At 71.5% G+C, this 26019-nt stretch carries 26 protein-coding genes; 20 read left to right on the top strand and 6 right to left on the bottom strand.

Translation table 11 applies throughout. The annotated features are described in order from the left end of the window. Window positions 1–120: 120 nt before the first annotated feature. Both Q1K33_RS16260 and Q1K33_RS16255 read left to right on the top strand, forming a co-directional pair. Window positions 121–1698 (top strand): DUF1800 domain-containing protein, encoded by a 1578-nt coding sequence (locus Q1K33_RS16260; protein WP_300405777.1) that lies wholly within the window; start codon window positions 121–123, stop codon window positions 1696–1698. A 5-nt stretch (window positions 1699–1703) separates the two neighbouring features. Further along, on the top strand, window positions 1704–2954 hold the full coding sequence (locus Q1K33_RS16255) for a DUF1501 domain-containing protein (RefSeq protein ID WP_300405776.1): 1251 nt from the start codon (window positions 1704–1706) through the stop codon (window positions 2952–2954). Here Q1K33_RS16255 and Q1K33_RS16250 read toward each other — a convergent pair. Then, window positions 2938–3696: a fused MFS/spermidine synthase gene (locus tag Q1K33_RS16250; protein ID WP_300405775.1), complete on the bottom strand. Its 759-nt coding sequence runs from the start codon at window positions 3694–3696 to the stop codon at window positions 2938–2940. The two genes, Q1K33_RS16255 and Q1K33_RS16250, sit on opposite strands and share 17 nt — an antisense overlap. Before the next feature lie 57 nt (window positions 3697–3753). On the opposite strand from Q1K33_RS16250, the gene Q1K33_RS16245 reads away from it, so the two are divergent. The 5 genes from Q1K33_RS16245 (at window position 3754) to Q1K33_RS16225 (ending at window position 8805) form a co-directional block, all read left to right on the top strand. Continuing rightward, the gene (locus tag Q1K33_RS16245) at window positions 3754–4722 is read left to right on the top strand and encodes an SGNH hydrolase domain-containing protein (RefSeq protein ID WP_300405774.1); all 969 of its coding nucleotides are present in this window, start codon (window positions 3754–3756) and stop codon (window positions 4720–4722) included. A gap of 56 nt (window positions 4723–4778) precedes the next feature. Next, window positions 4779–5153 (top strand): nuclear transport factor 2 family protein, encoded by a 375-nt coding sequence (locus tag Q1K33_RS16240; RefSeq protein ID WP_300405773.1) that lies wholly within the window; start codon window positions 4779–4781, stop codon window positions 5151–5153. 67 nt (window positions 5154–5220) lie between these two features. Next, entirely contained in the window at window positions 5221–6204 is a 984-nt protein-coding gene (locus tag Q1K33_RS16235; protein WP_300405772.1) for an SGNH hydrolase domain-containing protein, read from the top strand. A 28-nt stretch (window positions 6205–6232) separates the two neighbouring features. Then, window positions 6233–8047, top strand: coding sequence for a metallophosphoesterase (locus tag Q1K33_RS16230; protein WP_300405771.1), 1815 nt, complete (start codon window positions 6233–6235; stop codon window positions 8045–8047). A gap of 44 nt (window positions 8048–8091) precedes the next feature. Continuing rightward, a complete protein-coding gene (locus Q1K33_RS16225; protein ID WP_300405770.1) occupies window positions 8092–8805 on the top strand; it encodes an enoyl-CoA hydratase in 714 nt (237 codons plus the stop codon). Window positions 8806–8821: 16 nt separating this feature from the next. Here the strand turns inward: Q1K33_RS16225 and Q1K33_RS16220 are convergent, their stop codons facing one another. Together Q1K33_RS16220 and Q1K33_RS16215 are read right to left on the bottom strand one after the other, a co-directional pair. Continuing rightward, window positions 8822–9127 (bottom strand): DUF4333 domain-containing protein, encoded by a 306-nt coding sequence (locus tag Q1K33_RS16220; RefSeq protein ID WP_300405769.1) that lies wholly within the window; start codon window positions 9125–9127, stop codon window positions 8822–8824. A 19-nt stretch (window positions 9128–9146) separates the two neighbouring features. Further along, window positions 9147–10394, bottom strand: a complete 1248-nt coding sequence (locus Q1K33_RS16215; RefSeq protein ID WP_300405768.1) for an NADH:flavin oxidoreductase — start codon at window positions 10392–10394, stop codon at window positions 9147–9149. A 50-nt stretch (window positions 10395–10444) separates the two neighbouring features. On the opposite strand from Q1K33_RS16215, the gene Q1K33_RS16210 reads away from it, so the two are divergent. The 4 genes from Q1K33_RS16210 to Q1K33_RS16195 all read left to right on the top strand — a co-directional run bounded on the left by Q1K33_RS16210 (window position 10445) and on the right by Q1K33_RS16195 (window position 13889). Next, window positions 10445–11326, top strand: coding sequence for an N-acyl homoserine lactonase family protein (locus Q1K33_RS16210; RefSeq protein ID WP_300405767.1), 882 nt, complete (start codon window positions 10445–10447; stop codon window positions 11324–11326). Further along, window positions 11304–11969 (top strand): hypothetical protein, encoded by a 666-nt coding sequence (locus Q1K33_RS16205; protein ID WP_300405766.1) that lies wholly within the window; start codon window positions 11304–11306, stop codon window positions 11967–11969. The genes Q1K33_RS16210 and Q1K33_RS16205 overlap by 23 nt, the downstream gene beginning before the upstream one ends. A gap of 84 nt (window positions 11970–12053) precedes the next feature. Next, window positions 12054–12545, top strand: a complete 492-nt coding sequence (locus tag Q1K33_RS16200) for a hypothetical protein (RefSeq protein WP_300405765.1) — start codon at window positions 12054–12056, stop codon at window positions 12543–12545. Window positions 12546–12548: 3 nt separating this feature from the next. After that, a complete protein-coding gene (locus Q1K33_RS16195) occupies window positions 12549–13889 on the top strand; it encodes a hypothetical protein (protein WP_300405764.1) in 1341 nt (446 codons plus the stop codon). 13 nt (window positions 13890–13902) lie between these two features. Here Q1K33_RS16195 and Q1K33_RS16190 read toward each other — a convergent pair whose 3' ends face one another. Then, window positions 13903–15186 (bottom strand): glycoside hydrolase family 6 protein, encoded by a 1284-nt coding sequence (locus Q1K33_RS16190; RefSeq protein WP_300405763.1) that lies wholly within the window; start codon window positions 15184–15186, stop codon window positions 13903–13905. 78 nt (window positions 15187–15264) lie between these two features. On the opposite strand from Q1K33_RS16190, the gene Q1K33_RS16185 reads away from it, so the two are divergent. From Q1K33_RS16185 to Q1K33_RS16175, 3 genes are read left to right on the top strand one after another with little or no spacing between them, the layout of a single operon-like run. Next, complete coding sequence (locus Q1K33_RS16185; protein WP_300405762.1) at window positions 15265–16701, top strand: hypothetical protein; 1437 nt, start codon at window positions 15265–15267, stop codon at window positions 16699–16701. Between the two features lie 30 nt (window positions 16702–16731). Beyond that, on the top strand, window positions 16732–17532 hold the full coding sequence (locus Q1K33_RS16180) for a transglutaminase-like domain-containing protein (RefSeq protein WP_300405761.1): 801 nt from the start codon (window positions 16732–16734) through the stop codon (window positions 17530–17532). Window positions 17533–17552: 20 nt separating this feature from the next. Then, window positions 17553–18581, top strand: coding sequence for an LLM class flavin-dependent oxidoreductase (locus tag Q1K33_RS16175; RefSeq protein ID WP_300405760.1), 1029 nt, complete (start codon window positions 17553–17555; stop codon window positions 18579–18581). Between the two features lie 39 nt (window positions 18582–18620). On the opposite strand, the gene Q1K33_RS16170 is transcribed toward Q1K33_RS16175, so the two are convergent. Together Q1K33_RS16170 and Q1K33_RS16165 are read right to left on the bottom strand one after the other, a co-directional pair. Then, window positions 18621–19382, bottom strand: a complete 762-nt coding sequence (locus Q1K33_RS16170) for a hypothetical protein (protein ID WP_300405759.1) — start codon at window positions 19380–19382, stop codon at window positions 18621–18623. Window positions 19383–19441: 59 nt separating this feature from the next. Beyond that, window positions 19442–20650 carry an ROK family transcriptional regulator gene (locus Q1K33_RS16165; RefSeq protein WP_300405758.1) on the bottom strand — a complete coding sequence of 403 codons (1209 nt, stop codon included), beginning with the start codon at window positions 20648–20650 and terminating at the stop codon, window positions 19442–19444. Between the two features lie 139 nt (window positions 20651–20789). Here Q1K33_RS16165 and Q1K33_RS16160 point away from each other — a divergent pair, with 139 nt between their 5' ends. The 6 genes from Q1K33_RS16160 (at window position 20790) to Q1K33_RS16135 (ending at window position 25916) form a co-directional block, all read left to right on the top strand. Next, window positions 20790–21809: a substrate-binding domain-containing protein gene (locus Q1K33_RS16160; RefSeq protein WP_300405757.1), complete on the top strand. Its 1020-nt coding sequence runs from the start codon at window positions 20790–20792 to the stop codon at window positions 21807–21809. Window positions 21810–21932: 123 nt separating this feature from the next. After that, complete coding sequence (locus tag Q1K33_RS16155) at window positions 21933–22883, top strand: ABC transporter permease (protein WP_300405756.1); 951 nt, start codon at window positions 21933–21935, stop codon at window positions 22881–22883. Beyond that, window positions 22880–23614, top strand: coding sequence for an ATP-binding cassette domain-containing protein (locus Q1K33_RS16150; RefSeq protein WP_300405755.1), 735 nt, complete (start codon window positions 22880–22882; stop codon window positions 23612–23614). Before Q1K33_RS16155 ends, Q1K33_RS16150 begins: the two co-directional genes overlap by 4 nt. A 66-nt stretch (window positions 23615–23680) precedes the next feature. After that, window positions 23681–24580, top strand: coding sequence for a sugar phosphate isomerase/epimerase (locus Q1K33_RS16145; protein WP_300405754.1), 900 nt, complete (start codon window positions 23681–23683; stop codon window positions 24578–24580). After that, complete coding sequence (locus Q1K33_RS16140) at window positions 24577–25218, top strand: nucleoside/nucleotide kinase family protein (protein WP_300405753.1); 642 nt, start codon at window positions 24577–24579, stop codon at window positions 25216–25218. Before Q1K33_RS16145 ends, Q1K33_RS16140 begins: the two co-directional genes overlap by 4 nt. Next, complete coding sequence (locus Q1K33_RS16135; protein ID WP_300405752.1) at window positions 25215–25916, top strand: helix-turn-helix transcriptional regulator; 702 nt, start codon at window positions 25215–25217, stop codon at window positions 25914–25916. Before Q1K33_RS16140 ends, Q1K33_RS16135 begins: the two co-directional genes overlap by 4 nt. Window positions 25917–26019 lie beyond the last annotated feature (103 nt).

Below are 26019 nucleotides of genomic sequence, written 5' to 3'. Positions count from 1 at the left end.
CTCAAAAACCTCCCACGCCCATATTTCTTGGCGGATCAACCTGACAGCACACTAGTCAATCGTGACCATTTGCCCCGGGCAGGGGTGCCACGCGGGTCGAGGGTCCTTAGGCTGGCGTCCGTGCCCACTCCCCCCGCCGTGACCTCGCGACGCGCGCTCGTCGCAGGCGCCGGGAGCGTTGGAGCCGCCGCTGTCGTGGGCGTCGGTGCCGGCCCCGCACAGGCGGCGTACAAGCCCCGCCGCTACCGGGGCAAGCCGTTGCTCGGGGCGGCGGACCGACACCTGGTCAACCGGTTCTCCTACGGCAACACCCCCTCGCTGACTCGCCAGGTGCGCCGCGCCGGCGGTGGACGCACGTGGTTCGAGAAGCAGCTGCAGCCCGGCCGGATCAAGGACGGCCGCACCGATGCCCTCGAGGGCTGGTGGCCGAGCCTGACCCGCTCGCCCCAGGACCTGTGGAACCGCCAGGTCCAGGAGGTGGAGGGTGGTTGGCAGGTGATGGCCGACTACCAGCGCTGGATCCTGATGCGTCGCGTCACGACCAATCGGCCGGTGTGGGAGCTGATGGCCGAGTTCTGGATGAACCACTTCAACGTGCCGGTCCATCACGACGCCACGTTCACGCACCGCTTCGACTTCGACCGAGTCGTCCGGCGCTACGCGCTGACCAGCTTCGAGGAGCTGCTGCGACGCGCGGTCACCCACCCCGCGATGGGCATCTTCCTCGACGCCGCGGTCTCCACCAAGGAGCACCCCAACGAGAACCTCGGGCGCGAGCTGCTCGAGCTGCACACCGTCGGGTACGGCCAGTACGACGAGTCCGACGTCAAGGACTCGGCCCGCATCCTGACCGGCTACCTCGTCGACATGTGGGGCACCTGGGAGGCGAGCTATTCCCCCCGGGACCACTGGACCGGGGCCGTCTCGGTGCTCGGCTTCACGCACGCCAACAAGAGCGCCGACGGGCGAGCGGTGGCCGAGGCCTTCCTCGCCCACCTCGCTCGCCACCCCGCCACGGCACGACGCATCGCCCGCAAGCTGTGCGTCACCTTCGTGCGTGACGAGCCGTCCCAGGCTCTCGTCGACCACCTCGCCGAGGTCTACCTGCGCAACGACACCGCGATCAAGCCCGTCCTGCGGGCCCTGGTCGCGTCCTCGGAGTTCAAGAAGTCCGGCGGGCTCAAGGTCCGCGAGCCCTCAGCGGAGATCGTCGCGACCTACCGCGCCCTGCGGGTCAGGATCAGCGACCCCCCGGCGGGCGACAACGGCTTCGCCGCGCGGGTCATCCTGTGGCAGGCCGAGGCGATCGGTGCGGTGCCGTTCGACTGGCCTCGACCCGACGGGCCGCCGGCGGACAACGCCGCCTGGTCGTCTCCGGCACGACTGTTGGCTTCGATGGACACCCACTGGGCGATGAGCGGGGGCTGGTGGCCCAGCGAGGGCATCCGCTACCGCACTGCTCGCGCGTGGCTGCCCAGGAAGCGGTTGCGCTACGACCTGCTCGTCGACCACCTGTCTCAACAGCTCCTGGGGCGCCGCTCGTCCTCTCGGCTGCTGCAGGCCTGTGTCGAGGTCTGCCCCGACGAGTGGAAGATCCGACCCTCGACGAAGATCACGATGGCACATCCCCTGATGAAGTGGGGCTTCCACCGGGTCATCGCCACCATCCTCGACTCCCCCGACCACTTCACCAGGTGAGCCCGATGAGCCCGACGAGCCGGCCCACGGCCTGCTGCCCGGAGTACGCCCGACTGACGCGCCGCAGCCTGTTCACCGGAGGACTCGCGGCCGGCGCCGCCACCGTGCTCGGCAGCGCCGTGGTGACCGCAGCTCCCGCCGCAGCGGCGAGCGCCGACGCCGTGATGGTCGTGCTCTCCCTGCGCGGAGCCGCGGACGGGCTGTCCCTCGTGGTCCCCTACAACGACCCCGTCATCGCCGACGGCAGTGCGCGCCCCCGGATCGGGATACCGCCCGGGCAGCTGCTCGCCACCGACGGCACCTTCGGACTGCACCCCGAGCTGTCCCCCCTGCTCCCCCTGTGGGACGCCGGCGAGCTGGCCGCCGTGCACGCCACGGGTCTCCCCGCGCCCAACCGCTCGCACTTCGCCGCCATGGAGGAGGTCGAGGACGCCAACCCCGGGTCCGACCGACGCGAGGGCTGGCTCAACCGGCTCGTCGGCAACCTTCCGGGCAGCTCGCCGCTGCAGGGCTTCGCCGTCGGGAACGGCGTCGTACCGACCTCCCTGTACGGCGCACAGCCGGTGATGTCGGCCTCCGACGTCGAGTCGGTCGGCTTCGCCGGGGCCAAGGACGACGACGGCAGCCGACTGCGGTCCCTGCACACCCTGTGGGACAGCACACCCGGCAACCTCGGCACGGCCATGCGCTCCGCCTTCGCCTCCGCCGAGGACTTCTCGCCCGTGCAGGAGACCGTCGACCGGGAACGCAGCTACCCGTCCACGGATCTCGGCCGGGCGTTGAGCGAGGTGGCTCGGATCATCCGCGGCGACGTCGGCGTCGGCGTGATCACCGTGGACCAGGGCGACTGGGACATGCACTCCGGGCTCGGCACCTTGGAGTGGGGGGCGATGCAGCGCAACGCCGCGGAGCTGGCGCAGGCGCTCGCAGCGTTCTTCGCGGACCTGGGCGACCAGCGGCGCAAGGTCACGCTCGTGGCGTTCAGCGAGTTCGGCCGGCGGGTGCAGGAGAACGCCAACTTCGGCCTGGACCACGGGTACGGCAACGCCATGTTCCTGGCCGGCGCCGGCGTCAAGGGGGGTCGCTACTACGGGACCATGCCCCCGCTCAGCGCCGACCTGGATGCCGACGTCCCGGTGACCACGGACTACCGCAGCGTGCTGTCCGAGATCGTGACGACCCGTCTCAAGGCCTCGCGCGCCGAGGTCTTCCCCGGGTTCGCGCCGGAGCACGTGGGTGTCATGACGGGCCTCTGACGAGGGGCCGACCCCCGCCGAGGGTGTCGCTGACCAGTCGCTGGTCCAGCACCGTGTACGGCGAGGCCGACGACCTGGCACGCCGACGCAGCGCGTCGAGCGGGACCTCGCCCCGGGCCGCGGTCAGCACGAGGTTCCCCGGGCGGCGACCGCGCAGCGTGGCGGGCTCCGCACTCACCATGATGGAGGTGAAGGTCTCCAGCAGCCCCGCGACGACGTCACGGGCGAGGGTGAACGGCGCGTGGTCCGCCAGGTTCAGGACGTAGCAGCCACCGGGCACGAGGACCCGGCCCACGTCGGCCAGGTGCTCACGCGCCAGCAGGTCGTGAGGGACCCGGCCGTCGGCGAACGCGTCGACGACGACCACGTCGGCGTACCCGTCCCGCAGTGCGGCGATCCCGGTGACGCCATCGACCGGGCGCACCTTGATCCCGCTGCGTCGCGCGAGGGGGAGCTCCGCCCGCACGCGGGCGGTCAGCGCCTCGTCCGGCTCGAGGACGACCTGTGCCGAGGTCGCTCGCGTTGCCGCGACGTAGCGCGGCAGCGTCAGCCCCGCGCCACCCACGTGCACGACCCTGATCGCCTCGCCATCGGGTGCGACGGCGTCCAGGACGTCCCCGATACGCCGGACGTAGTCGAAGGCCAGGCGCGTGGGATCTCGCAGATCCACGTGGGACTGGTCGCGGCCGTCGACCCGTACGACCCAGCAGTCAGCACCCCCGTCGGCCAGGATCTCGAGCATCGCATCGCCTCCACACCTGGGCGTCATCCGACGCCTCCTGTGTCACCATGAGACATCATGCGTGCTCCCCACCTGATCGCTGTCCGATCGCGCCCGCGACGCGGTACGGCGCTCCTCACGGCTATCGCCCTGCTCGCGGCGCTCCTGGCGACCTTCGCCGCCTCCTCGCCCGTCTCGGCTCTCCCGCGCGAGGACCTCGACGCCCCGTCCATGCCGGCCGACTGCTTCGGGCCGGCCCAGACGACCGGTGAGCCGACTGCGTGCCACTTCAACAAGTTCCGCAAGAAGCGCCCCACGGTCGTGCTCTGGGGAGATTCTCACGCCTGGATGTACATCCCCGCCGTCCGCAGGGCGGTACGAGGGGAGAAGGTCAACTTCGTCAGCTTCGTCGCCGGCAGCTGTCCCCCGATCAAGTCCCGGGCGAACCCTCAGACCGGCTACTCCGGCAAGTGTGAGCGCAGCAACGTCAACGCGCTCGCCTACGTCACCAAGCAGCTCAGGAAGGGCCGTCAGGTCAAGGTCCTCCTCGGCTCCAACTGGACGGGCTTCCGATCGGCCTTCCGCGACATCAGCCTCGCGAAGTCGCTCGGCCGCGAGTCGGGCTACGACCCCTACACGGAGAAGATGGTGGGCCTGAGCCACGAGGGCACTCCGGCGCTCTTCAAGAAGCTGGGCAAGCTGGGCGCCGACGTGGACGTCATCGCCCAGGCCGCCGTCCTGCCCGCCAAGCGCCGCGACTGCGAGGCCGGGAACGATCCCTACGCCTGTGAGATCCCGCGCTGGCGCGCGCTGCGGGAGGAAGGGCGCACGGACACGTGGTTGCGTGGCCAGATGAAGCAGCTCTCCGGCAAGCCGCGCTACATCACCGCCACCGATGCCTACTGCACCGAGCTCGTCTGCGGCGGCAGCGTCGAGGGCATCTTCACCTGGTACGACAACCTGCACCTCAGTGCCACCCGCACCAAGGCCCTGGTCTCGTACTTCCGGCCGAGCGTGCGCAGCGCCCGCAACGCTCCTCGGTACTGAGCGACAGGTCCCCGACACCCCTGGCGCCCAAGTAGAACGTGTTATAGAAAAGCCGCATGACACTCAGCAACGATGCGGCAGTGGCCGCCGTGAACCGCTACCTGAGCCTGGTCGCGACCGGCACGGCCGACGACGTCGCCGCGCTGTACGCCGAGGACGCCACCCTGGAGGACCCGGTCGGCTCCGACGTCCTCACCGGACGCGAGGAGATCCGCGCGTTCTACGCGACGATCGAGTCGCTCGCGAAGTCCACGCTGCTCCACACTGTGCGCGCCAGTGGCGGCGAGGCCGCCTTCCACTTCAGGATCGAGACCGACACCGGCGCCGGGGTGGCCACGATGGAGCCGCTGGAGTTGATGACCTTCTCCGACGACGGCCTGATCACGTCGATGCGGGCATGGTGGTCCGACACCGACCTCACCTTCGGCTGACCGAGGACTGCGCGACACGGGCAGTCTCCTGCAGGACCCGCCACCGTCGTGTCAGGATTCTCCCACCATGGGACTGCGAACCATCCTCTCTGCCCTCGTGACCTCGGGGCTGCTGCTCGGCATCCTCACCACCCCCTTGACCGTCCCCGCGGCCAACGCCGACGAGCCGGTCACACCCGGGCTCGCCCGGTCGGCACAAGCGGCGCGTGCCGACGACCCGCCTCGCCGAGGCGCCGACTTCCCGCGGATGCCGGGGCGCTGCTACGAGTCCGACGGCCGGACCCTCAGGGACCGGCCCTGTCGGATCACCCGGTACGGCAAGAAGCGTCCGATGCTGGTCGTGTGGGGCGACTCCCACGCCTGGATGTACCTGCCCGCGCTGCGCCAGCAGGCGAGGGCGGCCCGGGTCAACCTGACCCTCGTCGTCTTCGGCAGCTGCCCCCCGTCGCTGCCTCTGCCGAGGAGCCGCGGCTTCGGGCACGTGCAGTGCGAGAAGCACAACGTGGCGACCTTCGACTGGGTCAAGCGGCTGACGTCACGCCGCGACGAGGTGTCCCTGCTCGTCGGTGGCTTCTGGTCGGGCTACCGACAGGCCTACCGGCGCCAGCAACGTGCCGACCGCGACGGGACCGACTCCGGCCTGACCACCTACCAGCAGCACATGAGCGCGCTGGCGGTGGAGAGCTCCCCGAAGCTCTTCGAGAAGCTCGGTCGACGCAGGCTGGACATCGACCTCATCGGGCAGGCTGCCACGGTCCCCCAGGACCCGCGCTACTGCCCGGCCGGCCGAGAGCCTTACCAGTGCGACCTGCCGCGCGTACGTGCGATGGATCGCGAGAAGAGCAACAAGCGGTGGATCAAGCGCAACCTGCGGGCGCCCCTGGTCGGGAAGCCCCGTCTCATCGACACGACGCCGGCCTACTGCTCGAGCGAGACGTGCCGGGCTCACGTCGGCGGTGTCAACACCTTCTACGACGACGTGCACCTCGGCGCTGACCTGACCCGGACCCTGGGTGACTACTTCCACCCCACCTTCGACGACCTGCGGTGACCCTTCGCGCTCCCGATAGATTGGTCGGATGACCGACGACCGCCGGCGAGCACTGCTGATCGGCAGCCGCGCCGTGCTGCTGCGCTGGGTCGTGTGTGTCGCCGCGGCCGCCGTGCTGGGGCTGCCGCTCGCTGTGTCGTGGGCCGTCACCCACACCGTGGTCCAGGAGAAGGTCGGCACCTCGCCGACCACCTTCACCCTCTCCACCCAGGGCCAGAGCGAGCTGCGCCTCGGCATCGCCGGCACGATCTACGTGCCCCGCGCCGTCGGCCCGCTCGGGGTCCGGGCAACCGTCGACGGGCCCGGTGACCCCGGTGCCGGCAACGGCGACCTGGCCAACTACGTACGCCCGGAGATGCTGGCCCTCTACACGGGTCTGTTCCACGATCCCGGACCCGCGATCGACCAGTACGTCGGACTCGTCCAGGACGAGCTGCGTCGCCAGCTGGTCAGGTCGGTGGTCGTCACCTCGCTCGGAGGCGGGCTCCTGCTCCTGGGCCTCTCCTACCTGCTCCCCCTCCGCGGGCGCACCACGCCGCGGCGCCGCGGCGACCGGCTGCGCGCCGCGACGGTCTTCGCCCTGGTTCTGGCCGCCACGTCGGCCTCGGCGGTCGTCCAGGTGCGTGCCTCAGCAGGGCATCGCGGACCCACCGAGGGCGTCTACGCGCTCTCCATCCTGGACGGCACCCTCGCCGACGGCGCCACCACCGACTCACCGGTGATCCGCGCCCTGACCAGTGGAGCGCTGGCCAAGGCCGAGGTCCTGGTGCGACGCCAGGAGAAGGCTGAGGCCACCTACCGGGCAACGGCCCAGCAGGATCTCGACGACCAGGCAGTCCTCATGGCGGGGCCGCTCGAGGGCGAGACCGCGGTGATCATGCAGTCGGACATGCACTGCAACACCACCATGATCAACCTGCAGCGCCACGTGGTGGAGCTGCTCAACGAGCAGCACGGAGACGACGTCCCGGCCATGATGGGGATCACCGGGGACCTGACGACCAACGGCACCGCTGCCGAGGGCACCTGCATCCGCAACGAGCGCAAGATCATGGGCGAGGGACCGGTCGCGGTCGTGACAGGCAACCACGAGTCCTCCGTGAGCGCCGAGCAGATGGCCGACGCGGGCATGACTGTGTTGCAAGGATCGATCGAGGAGCTCGCTGGAGTGCGGGTGCTCGGCGACGGTGACCCGGCGCGCAGCGAGCTCTTCGGTGGCACCGAGCTGCGTGGCGAGGAGGGCCAGGACGACGTCGGCCGCCGCCTGCGCGAGGAGGCCGACGACGCCGACGCGGAGGACCGGCCGGACCTCGTGCTGGTCCACGAGGCCTACGCCGCCCAGGCCTTCCTCGGGGTGGAGAGCGTCAACGTCCTGCTGACCCAGAACGACGTCTCCTCGACGGTGGCACCCCTCGACGGCCAGGACGGCATCGACGACGTGCCGGCCGGAGCCGTCTTCTACGGCCACTGGCACCGCTCCATCGAGCCGCGCGTCATCTGGAACTCCGATGGCACCTGGACGCTGCTCATGGAGCTGGACACGTCCGGCGGGGCCGTGGACACCCCGACGATCAACAACTTCTCCACGCCGTGGACCCAGCCCCAGCAGGAGGCATCGTTCCCGGTGCTGTTCCTCGACCAGGAGAGCCGGCTGGTGACGGGCTACCAGGTCTACCGCTTCGAGACGGATGGGAGCGCGGTGGTGGAGCCCCGCGTCAGCATCGGCGACCCCAGCGTGCTCGAGCCCTCCGACGATGCCCAGCCCGACGACGCCCAGCCCGACGACGCCCAGCCCGACGAGTACTCCGGCGACACGGGGAGCGGCGACTCGACCACGGGCTGAACCTGCCCGAGCTGCTGGTCCGTGCCGGTCACTACCCTGCTGCCATGCTCGCCGTCTCCCGCACCGATGCCGTGTCCCTGCTCGAGCTCCAGCGGGAGGACCGGCGCAACGCCCTCGACCTCGAGCTGTGTCGGGCCATCCACACCGCTGCCGTCGAGGAGGTGGAGGCGGGCGCGCGGGTGCTGGTCGTGACGGGCTCCGGCTCGTCGTTCTGCTCGGGTGCGGACCTCAACGGCGTGTACGGCAACGAGTTCCTCGACGCTCTCTACGGCATGCTCCACGGGCTTGCCGCCCTGCCCGTCCCGCTCGTGGCGGCCATCAACGGCCCGGCCATCGGCGCGGGCACCCAGCTGGCCCTGGCCTGCGACCTCCGGGTGGGCGACGCGTCGGCGAAGTTCGGGGTCCCGACGGCTCGCAACGGGATGGCCGTCGACGCCTGGACGATGCGGACCCTCGCGGCCGTTGCCGGTGGCGGCATCGCCCGGCGACTGATGATCGCCGCCGAGCTCATCGACCGCGACACCGCCGTGCACTGCGGTCTGGTCGACCGGCCCGGGACACTCGACGACGCTCTCGCGTGGGCACAGGAGATCGCGTCGCTGGCCCCGCTCACCCTTGCGCACAACAAGCTCGTCCTCAACGGTGGTGCCGACGACGACATCGCGCGCACCTTCGCCGCCTGCTGGGCCAGCGCCGACGTGCGCGAGGCGGCCGCGGCGCGCACGGAGAAGCGGGCCCCTGTCTTCTCCGGGTCCTGACCTGCTCGTGCCCGGGCTAGGGCTCGGGCTCGGGCTCGGTGATGTCGAACATCACGTCGGTGCCGTCGACGCCGGTCACCGTGATCAGCACGTCGACCGTGGTGTCGTCCACGAGGGTCGCGGTGCAGTCCTGCGTGGCGCCGACCCGGCCCTCCAGACCGCCGTCGCAGTCCACGGCCACGACGTCGTCCTGGTCGCGCCCCACCTCCTCCTCGAGGTCGGACTGCGCCACGGTCACCGAGCAGCCGGAGAGGGCGAGGATGAGCAGCGGCCCCACTGCGAGCAGGGGTGTGCGCCGGCGAAGGCAGGAGGCGCGTCGCATGTCCTGACTCTCCCAGAGATCAGGGACGATCGGCGAGGCGTCGCCGGGCTCCCTGCTCGCGCAGGCCACGGACCATCTCGCCGGTGACGAACCCGGAGGCGGCGCGGATCGCCCGGAGACTCGGGTCGACGTCCTGGCCGGCGCCGAGCCGGCGGATCTGCGTCTCGTACCACTCCGACTCCCCGGCCATGCCGGCCACCGTGGGCAACGTGTACGACGGCAGCTCGACCCCGTCGGCGCCGGCCAGCAGGGCGCGGGGCAGCTCGGGGTCGATCGCCAGCGGGCGAGCCAGACCGATCAGGTCCACTGCCCCACCGGCGAGGAGCGCCTCCATGGCGGCGCGGGTGCGGATGCCGCCGGTCAGCATGATCGGCACACCCGGCGCGGCGCGACGCGCACGCCGTGCGAAGGCCGCGAAGTAGGCCTCCTTGACGCTGTTCGTCCCGCCGTCGCCGGTCCACGCAGAGCCCTCGACCCCGATCCCGAACAACGCCGGACTCTCGTAGGTGCCACCCGAGACCTCGATCAGGTCGACGCCCTCCTGCACGAGGAGACGCACGACCTCCTCGGCGTCGTCCTCGGTGAAGCCCCCGTGCCGGAAGTCGGAGGAGTTGAGCTTGACGCTGACGGTGAAGCCGTCGCCGGTCGCGGCACGAGCGGCGCGCACGGCGGCGAGCAGCGCGTGGGCTCGGCCCGCCACGTCGCCGCCCCACTCGTCGCGACGCCGGTTGACGTGCGGGGACAGGAACTGCGCGAGCAGGTAGCCGTGGGCCGCGTGCAGCTGGACGCCGTCGAGACCGGCCCGCTCGCACAGGGCGGAGGCCGTGCCGAAAGCCGCGACGACGGCCTCGATCTCGTCCGGTGCGAGCGCACGGGGCTTGCCGAAGAGTCCCATCATCGGCACCGCACCCGAAGCGCTCGGTGCCACGGGTGTCCGGGCGATGAAGCGGTTGGTCTGACGACCCGGGTGGTTGAGCTGGGCGATCATCGGGACCTGGCCGGCGGACTGACGCATCCGACCGAGCCTGACCACGTCGAGGTGCCGGTCGGCCACGATGTTGCGGCTGCGCTCGAGGTAGCGACGCTCGACCATCAGGTTGCCGGTCACCAGCAGAGCGCTGCCGCCCTCGGCCCAGCGCCGGTAGAGCCGCTCGTGGCGCCCGGTCGGCTGGTTGTCCGCATCGGCGAGGTTCTCGGTCATCGCCGCCTTGGCGATCCGGTTGGACAGCACGAGGCCGCTGGGCAGGGTCAACGACTCGTTCAGCACGCCCGGAGTCTAGGGAACGGCTGGTCACGAGGAGACGGCACACTGAGCACATGTCGCCAGCTGTCATCCGCGTCCAGGTCGCCTCCGTCGGCGAGGTCCGGGTCCGGCCCGACAACATCGCAGGCACGTGGCGCCCGATGCTGTGGTGGACCCTGACCTCGCGCAGGTGGTCCCCGTGGCTGCCGGTCAACGTGGTGGTGATCCAGCATCCGCGGGGCACGGTGCTCTTCGACACCGGCCAGGACCCGGCCTCGGTGAGCGACCCGTCGTACTACCCACCGGGGCTGCTCGGCTGGGTCTACCGACGCCAGGCCGCCTTCCGCTCCCCCGTGGGCCAGAGCCTCGAGGGCGCTCTCGCCGCGGCCGGGGTCCCGCTCTCCGAGGTGGACACCGTCGTGCTCTCCCACCTGCACCAGGACCACGCCGGCAACGTCGCCGCCCTGCCAGAGGCCGAGATCCTCGTCGACGCAACCGAGCTGGCGCTGCTCGACGAGAGGTCCCCCGAGCTGCACGGCGTACTTCCCCGCCACCTCGACCGGACCAGGCTGACTCCCGTGCGCCACGCTTCGCTCCGCGGCGACGACCTGGCCCCGTTCACCGAGGGCCACGACCTGTTCGACGACGGGACGCTCGTGCTCCTGCCGACGCCCGGTCACTCCGCCGGCTCGATGTCGCTGCTGGTCAGGCGCGAGGCCGTGCCGCCGCTGCTGCTGGTCGGCGACGTGACCTACGACCCCGCGCTGCTGCGCGCGGGTCGAGTGCCCGGCACCGGCGCCCGGTCGCTCCAGGAGGAGACGTCCGCCCGGATCAACGCGTTGCGCCAGCGACTTCCCGAGCTGGTGGTCGTCGCTGCCCACGACCCGGGAGCGGCCTCCGTGGTGGCTGGTGCCGTGGGGGAGGATGGCGCCCATGACCCGGACGGCAACGGCTGACCTCAGGTGGCTGCGCGCCCTCCTGGTCACGGTGGTCGCCGTTGCCCTCGGCGTCGCCGCCCACTCCCTGGCCGGCGGGCTGCTCCCGGGGCCCGCGGTCCTCGTCGTCCTCGGGTGCGGCGTGCTGGTGGTGGCGGCCGCCTGTCTCGGCACTCCCGCCTCGTACGGCGTGCTGGTGGCGCTGGTCGGAGGTGGGCAGCTGCTGGTCCACCTGGTGCTGACCGCGAGCGCCGGCCACGGCGACCAGGGTCTTCCGCACGTCGCGGCGCCCACGGCCACCGGCGCCACGGCCACACCGCACTGGATCGAGCACCTGCGCGAGGACCTGACGGGCCCACACCTGCTGATGGCCCTCGCCCACCTCGCTGCGGCAGCCGGCGTGGCCGCGTGGCTGCTCCTGGGTGAGAACGCACTGTGGACCCTGGTCGCGCTGCTCGGCACGTGCGCCGCCTCCGTGGTCGCCGTGCTCACCGGGCTCGTCTCCCCACCGAGGGCGCTGCCCGCCTCCAGCCCCCAGTCGCGCACTGCAGCCACCGCGCGCCACGACGTACGACGGCTGCGTGACCTGGTCGCGCACGGCAGCAGGGGACGTCGAGGCCCTCCGGCGGTGCTCACGTGCCCCGTGATGTCGCCCGGCGGATAGTCCGCCCGAGGTCGACATCGGCACCTGCCTGCCCGTTCGACCTGCCCGGCTGCCAGACGGCCACCCGACCTCGAAGGACCCACCATGACCACCCGACGCCTCACCCTGCCCACCCTCGTGCCGGCAGCTCTGCTCACTGCCGTACTCGCCCTGGCCGGATGCGCCGGCGCGGACGAGGAGAACGCCGGCCCGACCGAGACGGCGAGCGACTCGTCGACGGCCGAGCCCACCCCGAGCTCGAGCGCACCGGCCCAGACCGCCGATCCGGAGCCCGATGCCACCCCGACTCCGAAGCCGACGCCCACCGAGCAGCCCGCTCCCGAGCTGGAGATCACCGTGGCCGGTGACCAGGTCTCCCCCAATGCCGTCGAGCTGGAGCTCGGCATCGGAGAGACCCTGCTCCTGCGCTTCGACGCCGACCGTCCGGGCGAACTGCACGTGCACTCCAAGCCCGAGCAGTACGTCGACTTCACGGCCGGCACGAGCACCCACGAGCTGGTCGTCACCACTCCTGGCACCGTGGAGATCGAGGAGCACGACAGCGGCTCGGTCGTGGCTCTCGTCGAGGTCTCCTGACCGGTGGACCTGGCTCATGGCCTCGGCGGAGGCGGGGATCTTCCGATCTCCGCCTCCGCGGCCGTGCTCGGTGGCAGCGCAGCCCTGATCGTCTCGTTCGCGGTCCTGACCATGGCGTGGCGTCGGCCTCGCTACGACAACCTCCTGGGGCGGCCCGGCAGGGCCCGGCGCGGTCGCCCGGCGCCTGGCTGGCTGGCCGAGCTCGTCGACGCGCCCTGGTGGACGCGAACCCTGCGCGCGATCGGGCTGGTCCTGCTCGCCTTCGCGCTCTGGTGCGGTGTGGCCGGTCCCGACGACCCGGGGACCAACCCGCTGTTCGGCCTTGTCTACGTCGTGCTGTGGGTCGGGCTGGTGCCGGGCTCGCTCCTGCTCGGACCGGTGGTGAAGGCGCTGAGCCCGGCCCGGACGCTGCACCGCGGCCTGACCCGCCTCCTGCCCGCGTCACGGCGGGACGGCTGGTGGAGCCTACCCGCGTGGGCGGGTCGCTGGCCGGCCGCGGCGGGGCTGGTCGCCTTCGCGTGGGTCGAGCTGATCGCGCCGGGCGGGACCACCCTGCCGGTCCTCGCCGCCTGGTTCGCCGGCTACGCCGTGGTGGCGCTCGGCGGTGCCGTGCTCTTCGGGCCGACGTGGTTTGCGCGCGCCGACCCCTTCGAGGTCTACAGCACCCTGGTCGCGCACCTGTCGCCCTGGTCGCGCGACCACCGAGGGCGCTTGGAGGTCGTCGGGCCGCTGCATCATCTCTCGCGGGTCGAGCCCGGACCGGGTCTGCTCGCGGTCGTCTCCGTGCTGCTCGGCTCCACGGCCTTCGACTCCTACCGCGAGTCGGCGTCGTGGCTGCGCTTCACCCAGGCCAACCCCGACGGGGTCGTCCTCCTCGAGACCCTGCTGCTCCTCGCGGTCTGCACACTGCTGGGCGGACTCTTCTGGCTCGCGACGTCCACCGAGACCGTCGTTCGGGGGATCAGTCGGCGCACGGCGCCGTCGTACCTGGCGCACGCGGTGGTGCCCATCGTGGTCGGGTACATGACCGCGCACTACCTGACCCTGCTGGTGGAGACCGGGCAGTCGACGCTGATCCAGGCGAGCGACCCGCTGGGGCGGGGCTGGAACCTCTTCGGCACCGCGGACCGCCACGTGGACCTGTGGCTCTCGCTGCACCCGGAGCTCCTGGCCACGGTCAAGGTCCTCGCGATCGTGCTGGGCCACGTGGTCGGGGTGGTGGCGGCCCACGACCGCTCCCTGGCGTTGCTGCCACCCCGGCGCCACGTCACCGGCCAGCTCGCGCTGCTGGCCGTGATGGTCGCCTACACGTTCGGCGGGCTGTACCTGCTGTTCGGGCTCTGAGGCCGAGCCTGGGTCAGTACGGCGTGGACCGGGCGAGACCGAGCGCGCGCTCCATGACGAACGGGGTGTTCTGCCGGTAGAGCCACGGTCGACCGAACCACAGGTAGGCGTCGACGTGCGCGCGGGCGTCGGCGCGCCCCTGCTCCGACAGACCCCAGGCCGGGTCGGCTACCTCGGTGGTCGGCGGGATGCCCAGCGTCACGCAGGTGCGTGCGTCGGAGGGCGAGGCGCACACGAACGCGTTGTCCGGATCGGGTCCGGTGTAGGTGCCGAACGGGAACGGGTTGCCGTTGGCCGAGGTGTCGATGACCACCTTCTTGCCGGTGATCCCCCGGGCAGCGAGCGCCTTGACTATCGCCGTGCCGCGCTCGACCTCGGTCTCGGTCGCGGAGTAGTGGGTGCCGTTGAGGGCAATGCCTCGGGCGTCCTCGATGCCGGCCGGCAGGAGGAACCGCAGCACCTCGGGCACTCCACCCTGACCGACCGCGGGCCAGTCTCCGGCTCCGACCTCGATGTAGACGCTGGTGTTGGGCAGCGCCGACAGTGCTCGGGACGCGTAGGCCACCAGCGACGCGGGTACCGCCGGCCCTCCGGGTGCACACAGCGCAAACGGGCCGTCGGGCTGGAGCACGATCGCGGTCGGTGTCGCGCCGACCGCCCCGGCGAAGTTGTCGATCCACCGGCGGTACGACGCCCTCTCGGCCTCCGTCGGCAGCCGACGGCACGCCTCGTGCTCCCAGGGCACCATCCGGAACACCGTCATCTGGACCAGCGTCTCGGGGTCTCCCTGCTGGGTGCCGGCGATGTACTCGTCGACCTCGCCGGCGATCTCGTCGTCGCCGATCCAGGCCCCGAACCACGCCGCCTTGGGCTCGAGGGCGATCTTCGCCAGAGCCTGCTTGGTCGCGCCCGTCGCCTGCTGGTACGGCGCGGAGGTGGGCTCGCGCGGGCCCTGGTAGACGCCCCAGGTGCGCGCGGCCAGCGGGTTGTCGCTCTCGGCCTGCGCGCGCCATTCGGCTCGCTGACGGATGCGTTGCCGAATCTGTCGCTGCTGGCGGACCTCCTCGCGACGCGAGGCCGCCTGCAGCAGACGGGGAGCCCGCTGGCCGGCCGCCTCGGGCGCGGGCTCCTCGGCTGCTGGCGTGGAGGAACCCGAGGCGTCGTTCGAGGGCTGGGCACTCTGCCCGGCCGCAGGCTCCTCGGTGTCGGGAGTCGGTGGGCCCGCACAACCGACCAGCAGCGCGGACGTCACGGCCAGCCCGGCCAGCCCACGGGTCGCGGCGGCTCGTCGGATCACTGCGCCACGGTAACCCGAGCGTCACAGCGATCTCTGCTCCGCCTGACCCGGGCGAGAGTCTCGGTTACCGTGCGGGGTATGCCTCGTCTCGGTGCTGCCCTGTTGCTGTCCCTGCTCCTCGCTCTCCCCGCCTCGATGGTCGGCGGGGCCTCCGCGGGCCCGCCCGTCTCGGCGAAGGGCAAGAAGGTCTCGGTGACGATCGTGCGCCAGGCGCAGTGCCACGGCAACCGCTGCTTCGTCGTCCTCGACGTACGGCGGTCCCCCGGTGGGCGCGCGGTGCTGAAGGTGGCCGGGACCCGCACGGCGTTGACGCTCGCCGAGGGGAGCACCCGACGCGTGGTGAGCGTGGCGAAGAAGTCACTGAGGAAGAAGGTGAAGCTCCGCCACGCCGGTCGCACGACCAAGCGTCGTGTCGTACGCAAGCCCCAACCGGTCAACTCGGGTAGGAGGCCGTGCGCCGCGCTGAGCGCCCGCGACGTCTACCTGTCCGTGGGTCCCACCAGCACGAGCGACGGACGAGTCAACCTGTCGTCTCGTGGCACCCTCGACGTGGCCTCCATCTACGTCGACTTCCCCGACGCTCCCGGGGACGGCGACCCGGTCGAGTCCCACCAGGCGTTCGTCGACGACGGCGCGTCCTACCTGGCCACCTCGTCGTACGGGCGTCTCGACCTCCAGGTGCGCCCCGTCCCCGGGTGGGTGCGGATGCCCGCGCCCTCGGCGAGCTACGGCCTCGAGGACGGCATCAGCTACGCCGAGCACCTGGCCTACCTGCAGGACGCGATCGACGCCGCCGACCCCGACGTCGACTTCCGTGGCGTCGACGCCGTGCTCGTCACGACGACGGGCAACGCCTACCTACCGGGCTCGGCGGCCTTTCGCGGCGCGCCAGGCACGTTGAGCTCCGACGAAGGCAGGCTCGGCCCGGCCGTCACCTTCGGCAGCGACGCCCTGGAGATCGACGGCGTCCTCTTCGCCCACGAGTTCAGCCACACGCTGGGCCTGCCCGACCTCTATGCGTTCGCCCCCTCCGACATCCACCGCTACGTCGGCACCTGGGACTTCATGGGGGACATCTACGCCAAGCCGTCCGATCTCTTCGCCTGGCAGCGCATCAAGCTCGGGTGGCTCGCCTCCAACCAGCTGCTGTGCACCAGCGGCGCGACGACGACCTTCGCCGAGCTCGCGCCGCTGTCCTCACCCGGGCGGAAGAAGTCGCGCAAGGCCGTCTTCGTGCGCACCAGCGCGACGTCCGGCGTCGTCGTCGAGAACAGGGTGCCGCGCCGCAACGACAGCACGCTCTGCGCCTCCGGTGCCCTCGTCTACACAGTCGATTCATCGGTACCCACTGGGGAGGGGCCGATCCGGGTGGCCGGCGCGAGCACCGCCGACTGCGGCAGCGGTGAGCTCTCGGACGCACTGCTGGACGTCGGGGACTCGGTCAGCGTGGGCGACGTCACGGTGGACGTACTCGGCCGAGAGGGTGCCTCCCTCGAGATTCGGGTCAAGCACTGAGCAGTAGGTGGCGCCTGCAAGGATGAGCCGGTGACCAGGAGCGTGGGTGCCGAGCTGCAGGTCTCCGCCGACGCCGAGTGCCAGATCGAGCTCCAGGTGGCCGTGGCCAGGACCCCCGGCCTGACGATCGAGGAAGAGCTCGTGATCACCGGCCCCTGGGGCCAGCTGAGCGCGAGCGAGGTGCCGGCGCCCCACGACGGCCGGATGCACCTCGTCACGTTGCCCCCCGGGCTCACCACGGTCAGCTACACCGCGACGGTGGCCGGCCGGGCCGTCGTACCCGCCGCCGACGCGCTGGCCCTCTCGGAGTACCGCCGCCCCAGCCGCTACGCCACCTCGGACACCTTCGGCGGCTACGCGCAGTCGGAGTTCGGCGACGTGGCCGACGACGAGCTGCTGCCCGCGGTCTCGGCCTGGGTGGGCACGCGCCTGGCCTACGTGCCCGGCAGCAGCGGTCCGACCGACGGTGCTTCCGAGACCCTGCTCAGCGGCGCCGGCGTGTGTCGCGACTACGCGCACCTGGTCATCACGCTGCTGCGCGCACTCGGCGTCCCCGCCCGTCTGGTCGCCGTCTACGCGCCCGGCTGCGACCCGATGGACTTCCACGCCGTCGTCGAGGCCTACGTCATCGACGGGTGGTACGTCGTCGACGCGACCGCATTGGCTCCGCGATCGTCCCTGGTCCGGATCGCCACCGGGCGCGACGCGACCGACACCGCCTTCATGTCGACCGCCCGGGGCAACGCCCTGCTCACCTACTGCGCGGTCAGCGCCGTCGCCGACGACGGTCTGCCCGACGACGACCTGTACCGACCCGTCCGTCTGACCTGAACCAACCCGAGGAGTCCCCTGTGCACGTCGGCATCGACAGCTTCGTCTCCCAGGTCACCGATCCCTCGACCGGGCACGTCGTCGGCGCCGCGGAGCGGATGGCCCACCTCCTGGAGGAGATCGAGCTGGCCGACCGCAGCGGCCTGCACTCCTTCGGTATCGGCGAGCACCACCGCGAGGAGTACTACGACTCCGCTCCCCCGGTGATCCTGGCTGCTGCCGCGGCCCGCACGTCGCGCATCCGGCTCGGCAGCGCCGTCGCCGTGCTGAGCGCCAACGACCCCGTGCGACTCTTCCAGCAGTTCGCCACGTTGGACCTGATCTCGCAGGGCCGGATGGACCTCGTGGTCGGCCGGGGGTCGTTCACCGAGTCGTTCCCCCTCTTCGGGCTGGACCTGCACGACTACGACGAGCTCTTCAGCGAGAAGCTGGACCTGCTCCTCAAGATCCGTCAGTCCCCGCACGTCACCTGGACCGGTCGGCACCGTCCGGCTCTGTCCGGGCAAGGCGTCTACCCGCGCCCGGTGCAGGACCCGCTGCCGATCTGGGTGGGGGTGGGCGGCACGCCCGAGTCCTTCGTGCGGGCGGGCCTCCTCGGTCTGCCGCTGATGGTCGCCATCATCGGTGGCGAGCCGCGCCGATTCGCACCGTTGGTCGACCTCTACCGTCGGGCGGGGGCCGAGGCAGGACACGACCCCGCGTCGCTCCGAGTCGGGGTCCACGTGTTCGGCTACGTCGGCGAGAGCCGCCAGCACGCCGCCGACACGATCTACCCCGGGTGGCACGAGATGTTCACCAGTGTCTCGCGCGAGCGCGGCTTCCCACCACCCAACCGCGCGCAGTTCGACGCCACCAGCGGCCCGGACGGGGCGTTCTTCCTCGGCGACCCGGACAGCATCGTGGCCAAGCTGGAGCGCGTCGCCGACCAGCTCGGCGGCGTGCAGCGGATCTCGCTGCAGATGACCAACCCGCGGCTCGCCCACGACGACCTGCTCCGCGGCATCGAGCTGCTGGGCACCGAGGTGGCTCCGCGGGTCGCCCACGTCTGACCTGGTGCGCACTCAGGAGTGCCCGCTCAGGAGTCCCGCTCAGGACTGCAGCGCCTCCGGCACCATGCTGATCGAGGCGAGCATGTCTCCGACGTCACCGGCGTAGGAGGTGTCGGCGGCCAGGGAGAGGAGGAAGAAGTACTCGTCCCCGGCCTTGAGCGTGACCATCACCCCGTTGGCGCCGCTAGCGGAGGTGACGTTGTGCAGCCTGCCCGGCTGCTTGCCGATCGTGACCTCGGAGGACTCCCCGATCGTGGAGCCGTCGCCGGAGAGCAGGTCCACGATCGCAGGGGTGAAGCGGTCCAGGTCGGGCACCGAGTCGGAGTGCTCGTAGTGCACCAGCGACAGCGTCGCCCCACGGGGACTGGCCTGCGGGTTGAGGACCAGCGACTGCGACAGCGCGGACGCGTCGAGCTCGGTCTCGCCACCGGGCGGCGTGGTGCTCAGCAGCGGGACCTCGGCCAGGGTGGCGCTCCATCCCTCGGGGACGCGGATCCCGAAGAAGCCGTCGAGGTAGACGGACTTGTCCCCCACCATCAGCAGCCCGCCCGGGAGGTCCGTTCCGTCGGCAGGCTCGGTCACCACGGGCGACGGCGCAGGCGTGGGCTCGGGCGTCGGTTCCTCGCTCGGCGATGGCTCGGCCGAGGTCGAGGTCGGCTCGGGCACCGGGTCGGCCAGCGCTCCGCCGGAGCTGCCCCCACAGCCGGAGAGCAGCAGCGCAGCAGTGAGAGCCGCGAGGCCGGCCCGTGGAGCGGACGACGGGCCGATCGGACGTGTGGTCGGGAGCGAGGGAGGGCGCACGAATCAACCCAACCACCCCTAGGGGTGGGCAGACAGTGGTGGTCTAGACGGCGCCCCGGTCAGGCGAGCAGCGCGGCGTCGATCCGCTCGGGGTCGAAGATGTGGTCGGCCAGGAGCAGGGCCAGCCCCACCGAGCCGGCCCGTTCGTCCAGCCGGCTCCGGTGCAGCTCGAGTCGCCGGGTCGCCAGCGGCAACGAACGCGAGTAGATCATCTCGCGCAGTCCCGCGAAGATCTGCTCCTCGGCCTCGGCGAGCTGGCCGCCGACGACGATCACCCGGGGGTTGAGGATGCTCACGGTCTCGGCCAGGGCGACTCCGAGCACGCGACCCGCCGTACGGGCCAACGCGACGGCGACCGGGTCGGCGGTCCGGATCCGGTCGACGAGCTCGTCGACGCTCGAGATCTCGCGGCCCTGCGCCACGAGGTCGCGGATCATCGCCCAGCCCCCTGCCCGCGCCTCGACGCAGCCGGTGTTGCCGCAGCGACACACGGGGCCGCCGTCCTCACCGGCCGCGAACGTCTGGGTGTGCCCGATGTCGCCGGCCGCTCCGTCGGCGCCGCGGTGGATGCGGCCGCCGGCGATGATGCCGGCGCCCACGCCGGTGCCGAGCTTGAGCATCAGCATCGTGTCCGACTCGGGGTAGTGGCTGCGGTACTCCCCCCAGGCCATGGCGGTCGCGTCCTTCTCGAGCAGGAGCGGACAGGAGTACGTCGCCTCGAACCACCCGCGCAGGTCGAAGCGGTCCCACCCGGTCATGATCGGCGGGCTCACCACGGTGGCCTGCTCGTGGTCGACCGGGCCGGGGACCGACAGCGCGATGCCCAGCACCTCGTCGGGCGAACGGCCGGCCAGGGTGAGCAGCTCGGTGAAGAGCGCGTCGGTCGAGACCAGCACCGTGGTCGGGCCCAGCGTGACGTCCGTGGTCACCGAGCGGTCGTGCAGGATCTCGCCGCCGACGTCGCACACGGCGGCCCGCATGGCGGTGGCACCGATGTCACACACCAGCAGGACCCCGCGGTCCGTGTTGAGGGTGAACGAGCCGGCGGGACGCCCGCGGCCCCGGCCCAGGACGACGTCGGGCTGACGGTCGACGATCATCCCCGACTGCACGAGGAGGTCGATGCGCTGGTTGACGGTGGAGCGCGAGAGGCCCGTCACCGTCATCACCTCGGCACGGGTCAGTGGCGGCCCGGCGCGGAACAGCGCCAGGAGCGCCCCGGGCCCCGTGCCCGGCCGCCCGCCTGCCGTCACTGCGAGTGCTGTCATGCCCACCACCCTATTAAATGCCCTCTCCAAACGAAATACCCCTGATTAATGATTGACAACTACGCATTATTCAGGCTCCAATGAGACCACCACCACATCCTGGTCGTCTCCGGCGGCCATCACGAGAAGGAATCACCAGATGCTTCAGCGCCGCAGCACTCGCACCCGTCTCGCCGTCCTCGCCGTCTGTGGCTCCCTGTCCCTCGCGATCACCGCGTGCGGTGACGACAGCGGGACCTCAGGATCCACCGCCTCCGGGGACGTCGCCGCGGTGATCAAGGGTCTCGACAACCCGTTCTTCCAGCAGATGGAGGCCGGCATCGACGCTGCCGACGACAACGTCGACGTGCAGGCCGCCGCCGACATCACCGACACCACCGGGCAGCTCGACAAGCTGACGGTCGTGGCCGGGCAGGACCCCGCCTGCGTGATCGTCAACCCGATCGACGGCACCAACCTCGTCCAGGGCATGGCCCAGCTGGCGGCCAACGACGTCCCGATCGTCAACATCGACAGCCCCGTCGACGCCGACGCGGCGGCCCAGGCCGATGCCGCGCCGGCCACCTACATCGGCACCGACAACCTCGACGCCGGCCGGCTCGCCGGCGAGGAGATGGTGAGCCTGCTGCCCGACGGCGACAGCGTCGCGCTGATCGGTGGGATCGCCGGTGACGTCACCAGCAACGCCCGCCTGGACGGCTTCACCGAGACGGCCGGCCCGGGCGTCGACATCATCCAGACCGTGGCCGCCAACTGGTCGCGCGACGAGGCGCTCACCCAGGCCACCACCCTCCTGCGGGCCAACGACGACCTCGCCGGGTTCTTCGTCGCCAACGACGACATGGCCCTCGGCGTCGCCCGCGCGGTCTCCGACGTGGGCCGTGCCGGAGAGGTCGAGATCATCAGCGTCGACGGCGTCCTGGACGGGCTCAAGGGAGTCCAGAGCGGTGACCTGTCCGCCGTCGTCGCGCAGTACCCCTACGCCATCGGCGAGATGGGCGTGCACGCCTGCCAGGCCGCGATCGCCGGCGCCGAGCTGCCCGGCGAGGTGACAGCACCGATCGCCCTGGTCACCGCCGACAACGTGGACGAGGCACTCGAGGCCGCCCCGGCCCCGTTCGAGGCCTACGACGACCCGTTCGCCGCACTCGTCGACTGACTGTTTCCCCCGACCGACCCAGCAGAGCCAGGAGAGAGCATCATGTCCGTTGTGGCACACACAGACGCCGCCCCGCACGGCGCGTCATCGGAGGCTCCGGACCCCGGGTCCCGTGCCGGTGGCGTGAGTGAGTCGTGGCGTACCCGCCTCACCGACCTCAGCTTCTGGGCCGAGCGCGCCTCGGGCATCGGGCTGGTCCTGCTGCTCGTCGTCTTCACCGCGCTCGACCCGTCGTTCCTGAGCTCGGGCAACATCGCCGGCATCCTGTCCGCCTCCGCGGCGCTGATCATCCTGGCCGTCGCGCAGACGTTCGTGGTGGCGACGGCCGGGATCGACCTGTCGATCGCCTCGGTGATGACCCTCGGGATCGTCGTGCTCGGCCAGCTGTATGCGGCCGGCACCCCGCTGGCCCTCTGCTTCGTGGGCGCCGTGCTGGCCGGGCTCCTGGCCGGCCTCGTCAACGGCTTCCTCGTGGCCAGGGCCAAGATCACCGACTTCGTCGTGACGCTCGGCATGCTCTCGGCGGCTTCCGGCCTGGGGCTGATCCTCTCCGACGGTCAGCCGGTCACGGTGACGGAGGGCTTCTTCTTCGACATCTCCCTCGACGGCCCCGTCAGCATGGTCAGCTGGATCGTGGTGGTGGCCATCGTCATCGCCGTCATCGCCCACGTGGTGCTCTTCCACACCCGCTTCGGCACCCACGTGCTCGCGACCGGCGGCTCCCCGGAGGCGGCGACCGCCACCGGTATCCGCACCGACCGCGTCAAGATGGGTGTCTACGCGATCGCCGGGCTGCTGGCCGGGCTCGCCGCGATCATCGTCGTGGCCCGCCTCGGTTCCACACCTCCGGCAGCCAACACCACCTACCTGCTGAACTCCGTGGCCGCCGTGGTCCTCGGTGGCGTCAGCCTCTTCGGGGGCAAGGCCAGCATCCTCGGACCGGTCTTCGGAGCGCTGCTCCTGACCGTGCTGCTCAACGGCCTGACGACGCTCGGCGTATCGCAGTACTACCAGCCCCTGTCCGTCGGCGTCGTGGTCGTGGCCGCCGCCTTCCTGATGAGGTTCCAGAAGTGAGCACCCCGATCATCGAGGCGCGCGACGTCTCGCTCAGCTTCGGCTCCGTGCGCGCGCTGCGTGACGTCAGCCTGACCATCGGTCCTGGTGAGATCACCGCCCTCGTGGGCGACAACGGGGCCGGCAAGTCGACCCTGGTCCGCTGCTTCTCCGGCGTCCACAAGCCCCAGTCGGGCACGGTCCTTCTCGACGACCGGCCGGTGTCGTTCAGCAGCCCGGAGGCCGCGCGCTCCCAGGGGATCGAGACGGTCCACCAGAACCTGGCCCTCGTCGAGGACCTCACGGTCTGGCAGAACCTCTTCCTCAACCGCGAGCTGACCCGTTTCGGCATGCTCGACCGCCGCGGGATGCGCCGTGATGCCGCCCGGATGGTCTCCGAGCTCGCCGTCAACGTGCCCGAGGTGACCTCCCGGGTACGGCGGCTCTCCGGCGGACAGCGCCAGGCGGTCTCGATCTGCCGGGCAGCCGGCTTCTCGAGCAGGCTCGTGATCATGGACGAGCCCACCGCCGCTCTCGGCGTCCAGGAGACCAAGCGAGTCGAGGAGCTCATCCTGCGCCTGCGCGACGAAGGTCACGCCGTGCTGCTGATCAGCCACAACTTCGCCCAGGTCATGAGGCTCTCCCAGCAGGTCTGGGTGATGCGCGCCGGGCGGTGCGTCGCCGGGCGCCGTACCGACCAGACCACCGGCGAGGAGATCGTCGGCCTGATCACGGGCGCTGTCGCAGCCTGACCGGCTCGCCGCTCCTGCCTCACCACCCCAACCAGTCACCAGTCACCAGTCACTCGAGGATCTGCCATGCCTGCACCCCTTCCCGTTCAGCGCGCCGCCGGGCTCGCCAACCCGCTGGGCGTCCACGCGCTCGTGTGGGTCGGCGGCACGACCCCTGACGACGTCGCCACCGCCGTACGTCAGACCAAGGCGGCCGGCTACGACCTGCTCGAGCTCTCGTTGCACGACGCCACCAACCTGGACGTCGCCGCTGCCCGCGCCGCCCTGGCCGACGCCGGGCTGGGAGTGGCCTGTTCGCGGGGCCTCGCCTTCGACGCCGACGTCTCCAGCTCCGACACCACCGTCGTGGACCGCGGTGAGAAGCTGCTCCACGACTCCCTCGTGCTCACCCGCGACCTCGGCGGCTCGCACCTCACCGGCGCGCTCTACTCCGCCCTCGGCAAGTACGGGCAGGCGCTGTCCACCGAGGGCCGCGCCAACGTCGTGCGCGTGCTCACCGGGTTGGCGGCCCAGGCTGCCGAGTGGGACATGACCCTCGGCCTGGAGATCTGCAACCGCTACGAGACCAACGTGATCAACACCGCCGCGGATGCCCTGCGCCTGGCTGACGACATCGGCGCCGACAACGTCACCATCCACCTCGACACCTACCACATGAACATCGAGGAGGACTCGATCGCGACGCCCGTGCACCTCGTCGGCGAGCGTCTCGGCTACGTCCACGTCGGAGAGAACCACCGCGGCTACCTGGGCGAGGGGCAGATCGACTTCGACACCTTCTTCGCCGCCCTCGCCGACGTCGACTACACCGGCCCCATCACGTTCGAGTCATTCTCCTCAGCGGTCGTCTCCCCCACGCTCTCGGTCGATCTGGCCATCTGGCGCAACCTCTGGGACGACGGGCTGGACCTCGCCACCCACGCCCACCGCTTCCTGTCCGACGGGTTGAAGAAGCACGTCGCGTGAAGCCCGACGCCCTCGGTGGGCTGGTCGACCGGGCGGCCGACCTGGTCGCGCACACACCGTCGGACCAACGGTGCCTGCTCGGCGTCGTCGGGGCACCGGGCGGCGGGAAGTCGACCCTCGTCGAGGCCCTGCTCCCAGCGCTGGCCGCCAGGCTCGGGGACGTGGTCGCGCACGTCCCGATGGACGGCTTCCACCTCGCCGACGACCAGCTCGACCGGCTCGGTCGACGCGAGCGCAAGGGTGCGCCGGACACGTTCGACATCGACGGCTACGCCGCCGCGCTGTTCCGCTGCCGCCACGACGTCGGGCACGACGTCTTCGTGCCCGGCTTCGAGCGCTCGCTCGAGCAGCCGATCGCCGCCGCACGCGTCGTTGCTGCGTCGGCCCGGCTCGTGCTGACCGAGGGCAACTACCTCCTGCACGACGCCGACGGCTGGGACCAGGTCCACCCGCTGCTCACCGAGTGCTGGTACGTCGACCTGGCCGACGACGTGCGCCGGCAACGCCTGGTCGCGCGGCACGTGCTCTTCGGGAAAGCCCCCGACGAGGCGGTCGCCTGGGTCGAGACCGTCGACGAGCCCAACGCACGGCTGGTCGCCGACGGACGCGCCCGCGCCGACCTGGTGATCGCCTCGTGACGAGCACCCCGGTGGTGCAGCACCGCACGCCCGGGGAGCGCGGCCACGGGCTCCGCGCGATGCGCTCCGCAGCCGGCCTGACCGCAACCGACGTCGCCGCGGCGATCGGCGTGCGAGCCAGCACGGTCTACAACTGGGAGCACGGGCGGTGCCGGGTGCCCGAGGACCAGCTCGCCGCCCTGGCCCGGGCCCTCGGCTCGAGTCCCGAGGAGCTGCGGATCCTGCTCCGCTCCGCAGCCCCCGCGCCCCCGCCGCCACGCTCGTCCCGCGGACTCGCGCTGCTGCGTCGGCGCAGCGGCCTGAGCCGTCGTGCGGCGGCGCTGCAGCTGGACGTCAGCGTCGAGGTGCTCGGACGGTGGGAGCGCCAGGGCCCCCCGACCTGGCACGCCCTGCGGCGGCTGGCGACGACGTACGGCGTGAGCCTCGAGGCGGCCGCCCGAGCGGCCGGAGCGGCGCCCCCGCGCGCCCTGGACCCACGGTCCTGGCGCCCCGGGGACCTCCCCCAGGCCATCCGCGTCCTACGCTCCTGGGCGGGTCTGACCCAGCGGGAGCTCGCCGATCGGCTCGGGTGCTCTCCGGAGACCGTGCGCGGCTGGGAGTCGGCGCGTGGCATCCCCTCACCCGAGCTGCGGCGCCGGCTCGAGGCGGCGTACGGCCTGCGGCCCGAGGCCCTGCTGGTCACCTACCCACGACGCTGAGATCGCGGCCCAGCCCAACGGTGGTCGAGGTGTGAGGGGCGCCAGCGACGAGACGCTTCTATAGCTTGTCAAGTGGTTGCTTGGGCGAGGTGGCGGTAGAGCT

This window comes from Nocardioides sp., from assembly GCF_029937575.1.
Classification (GTDB): Bacteria; Actinomycetota; Actinomycetes; order Propionibacteriales; family Nocardioidaceae; genus Nocardioides.
The sequence above is the reverse complement of the archived record's forward strand: the minus strand, read 5'-3'. Positions and strand labels throughout refer to the sequence as shown.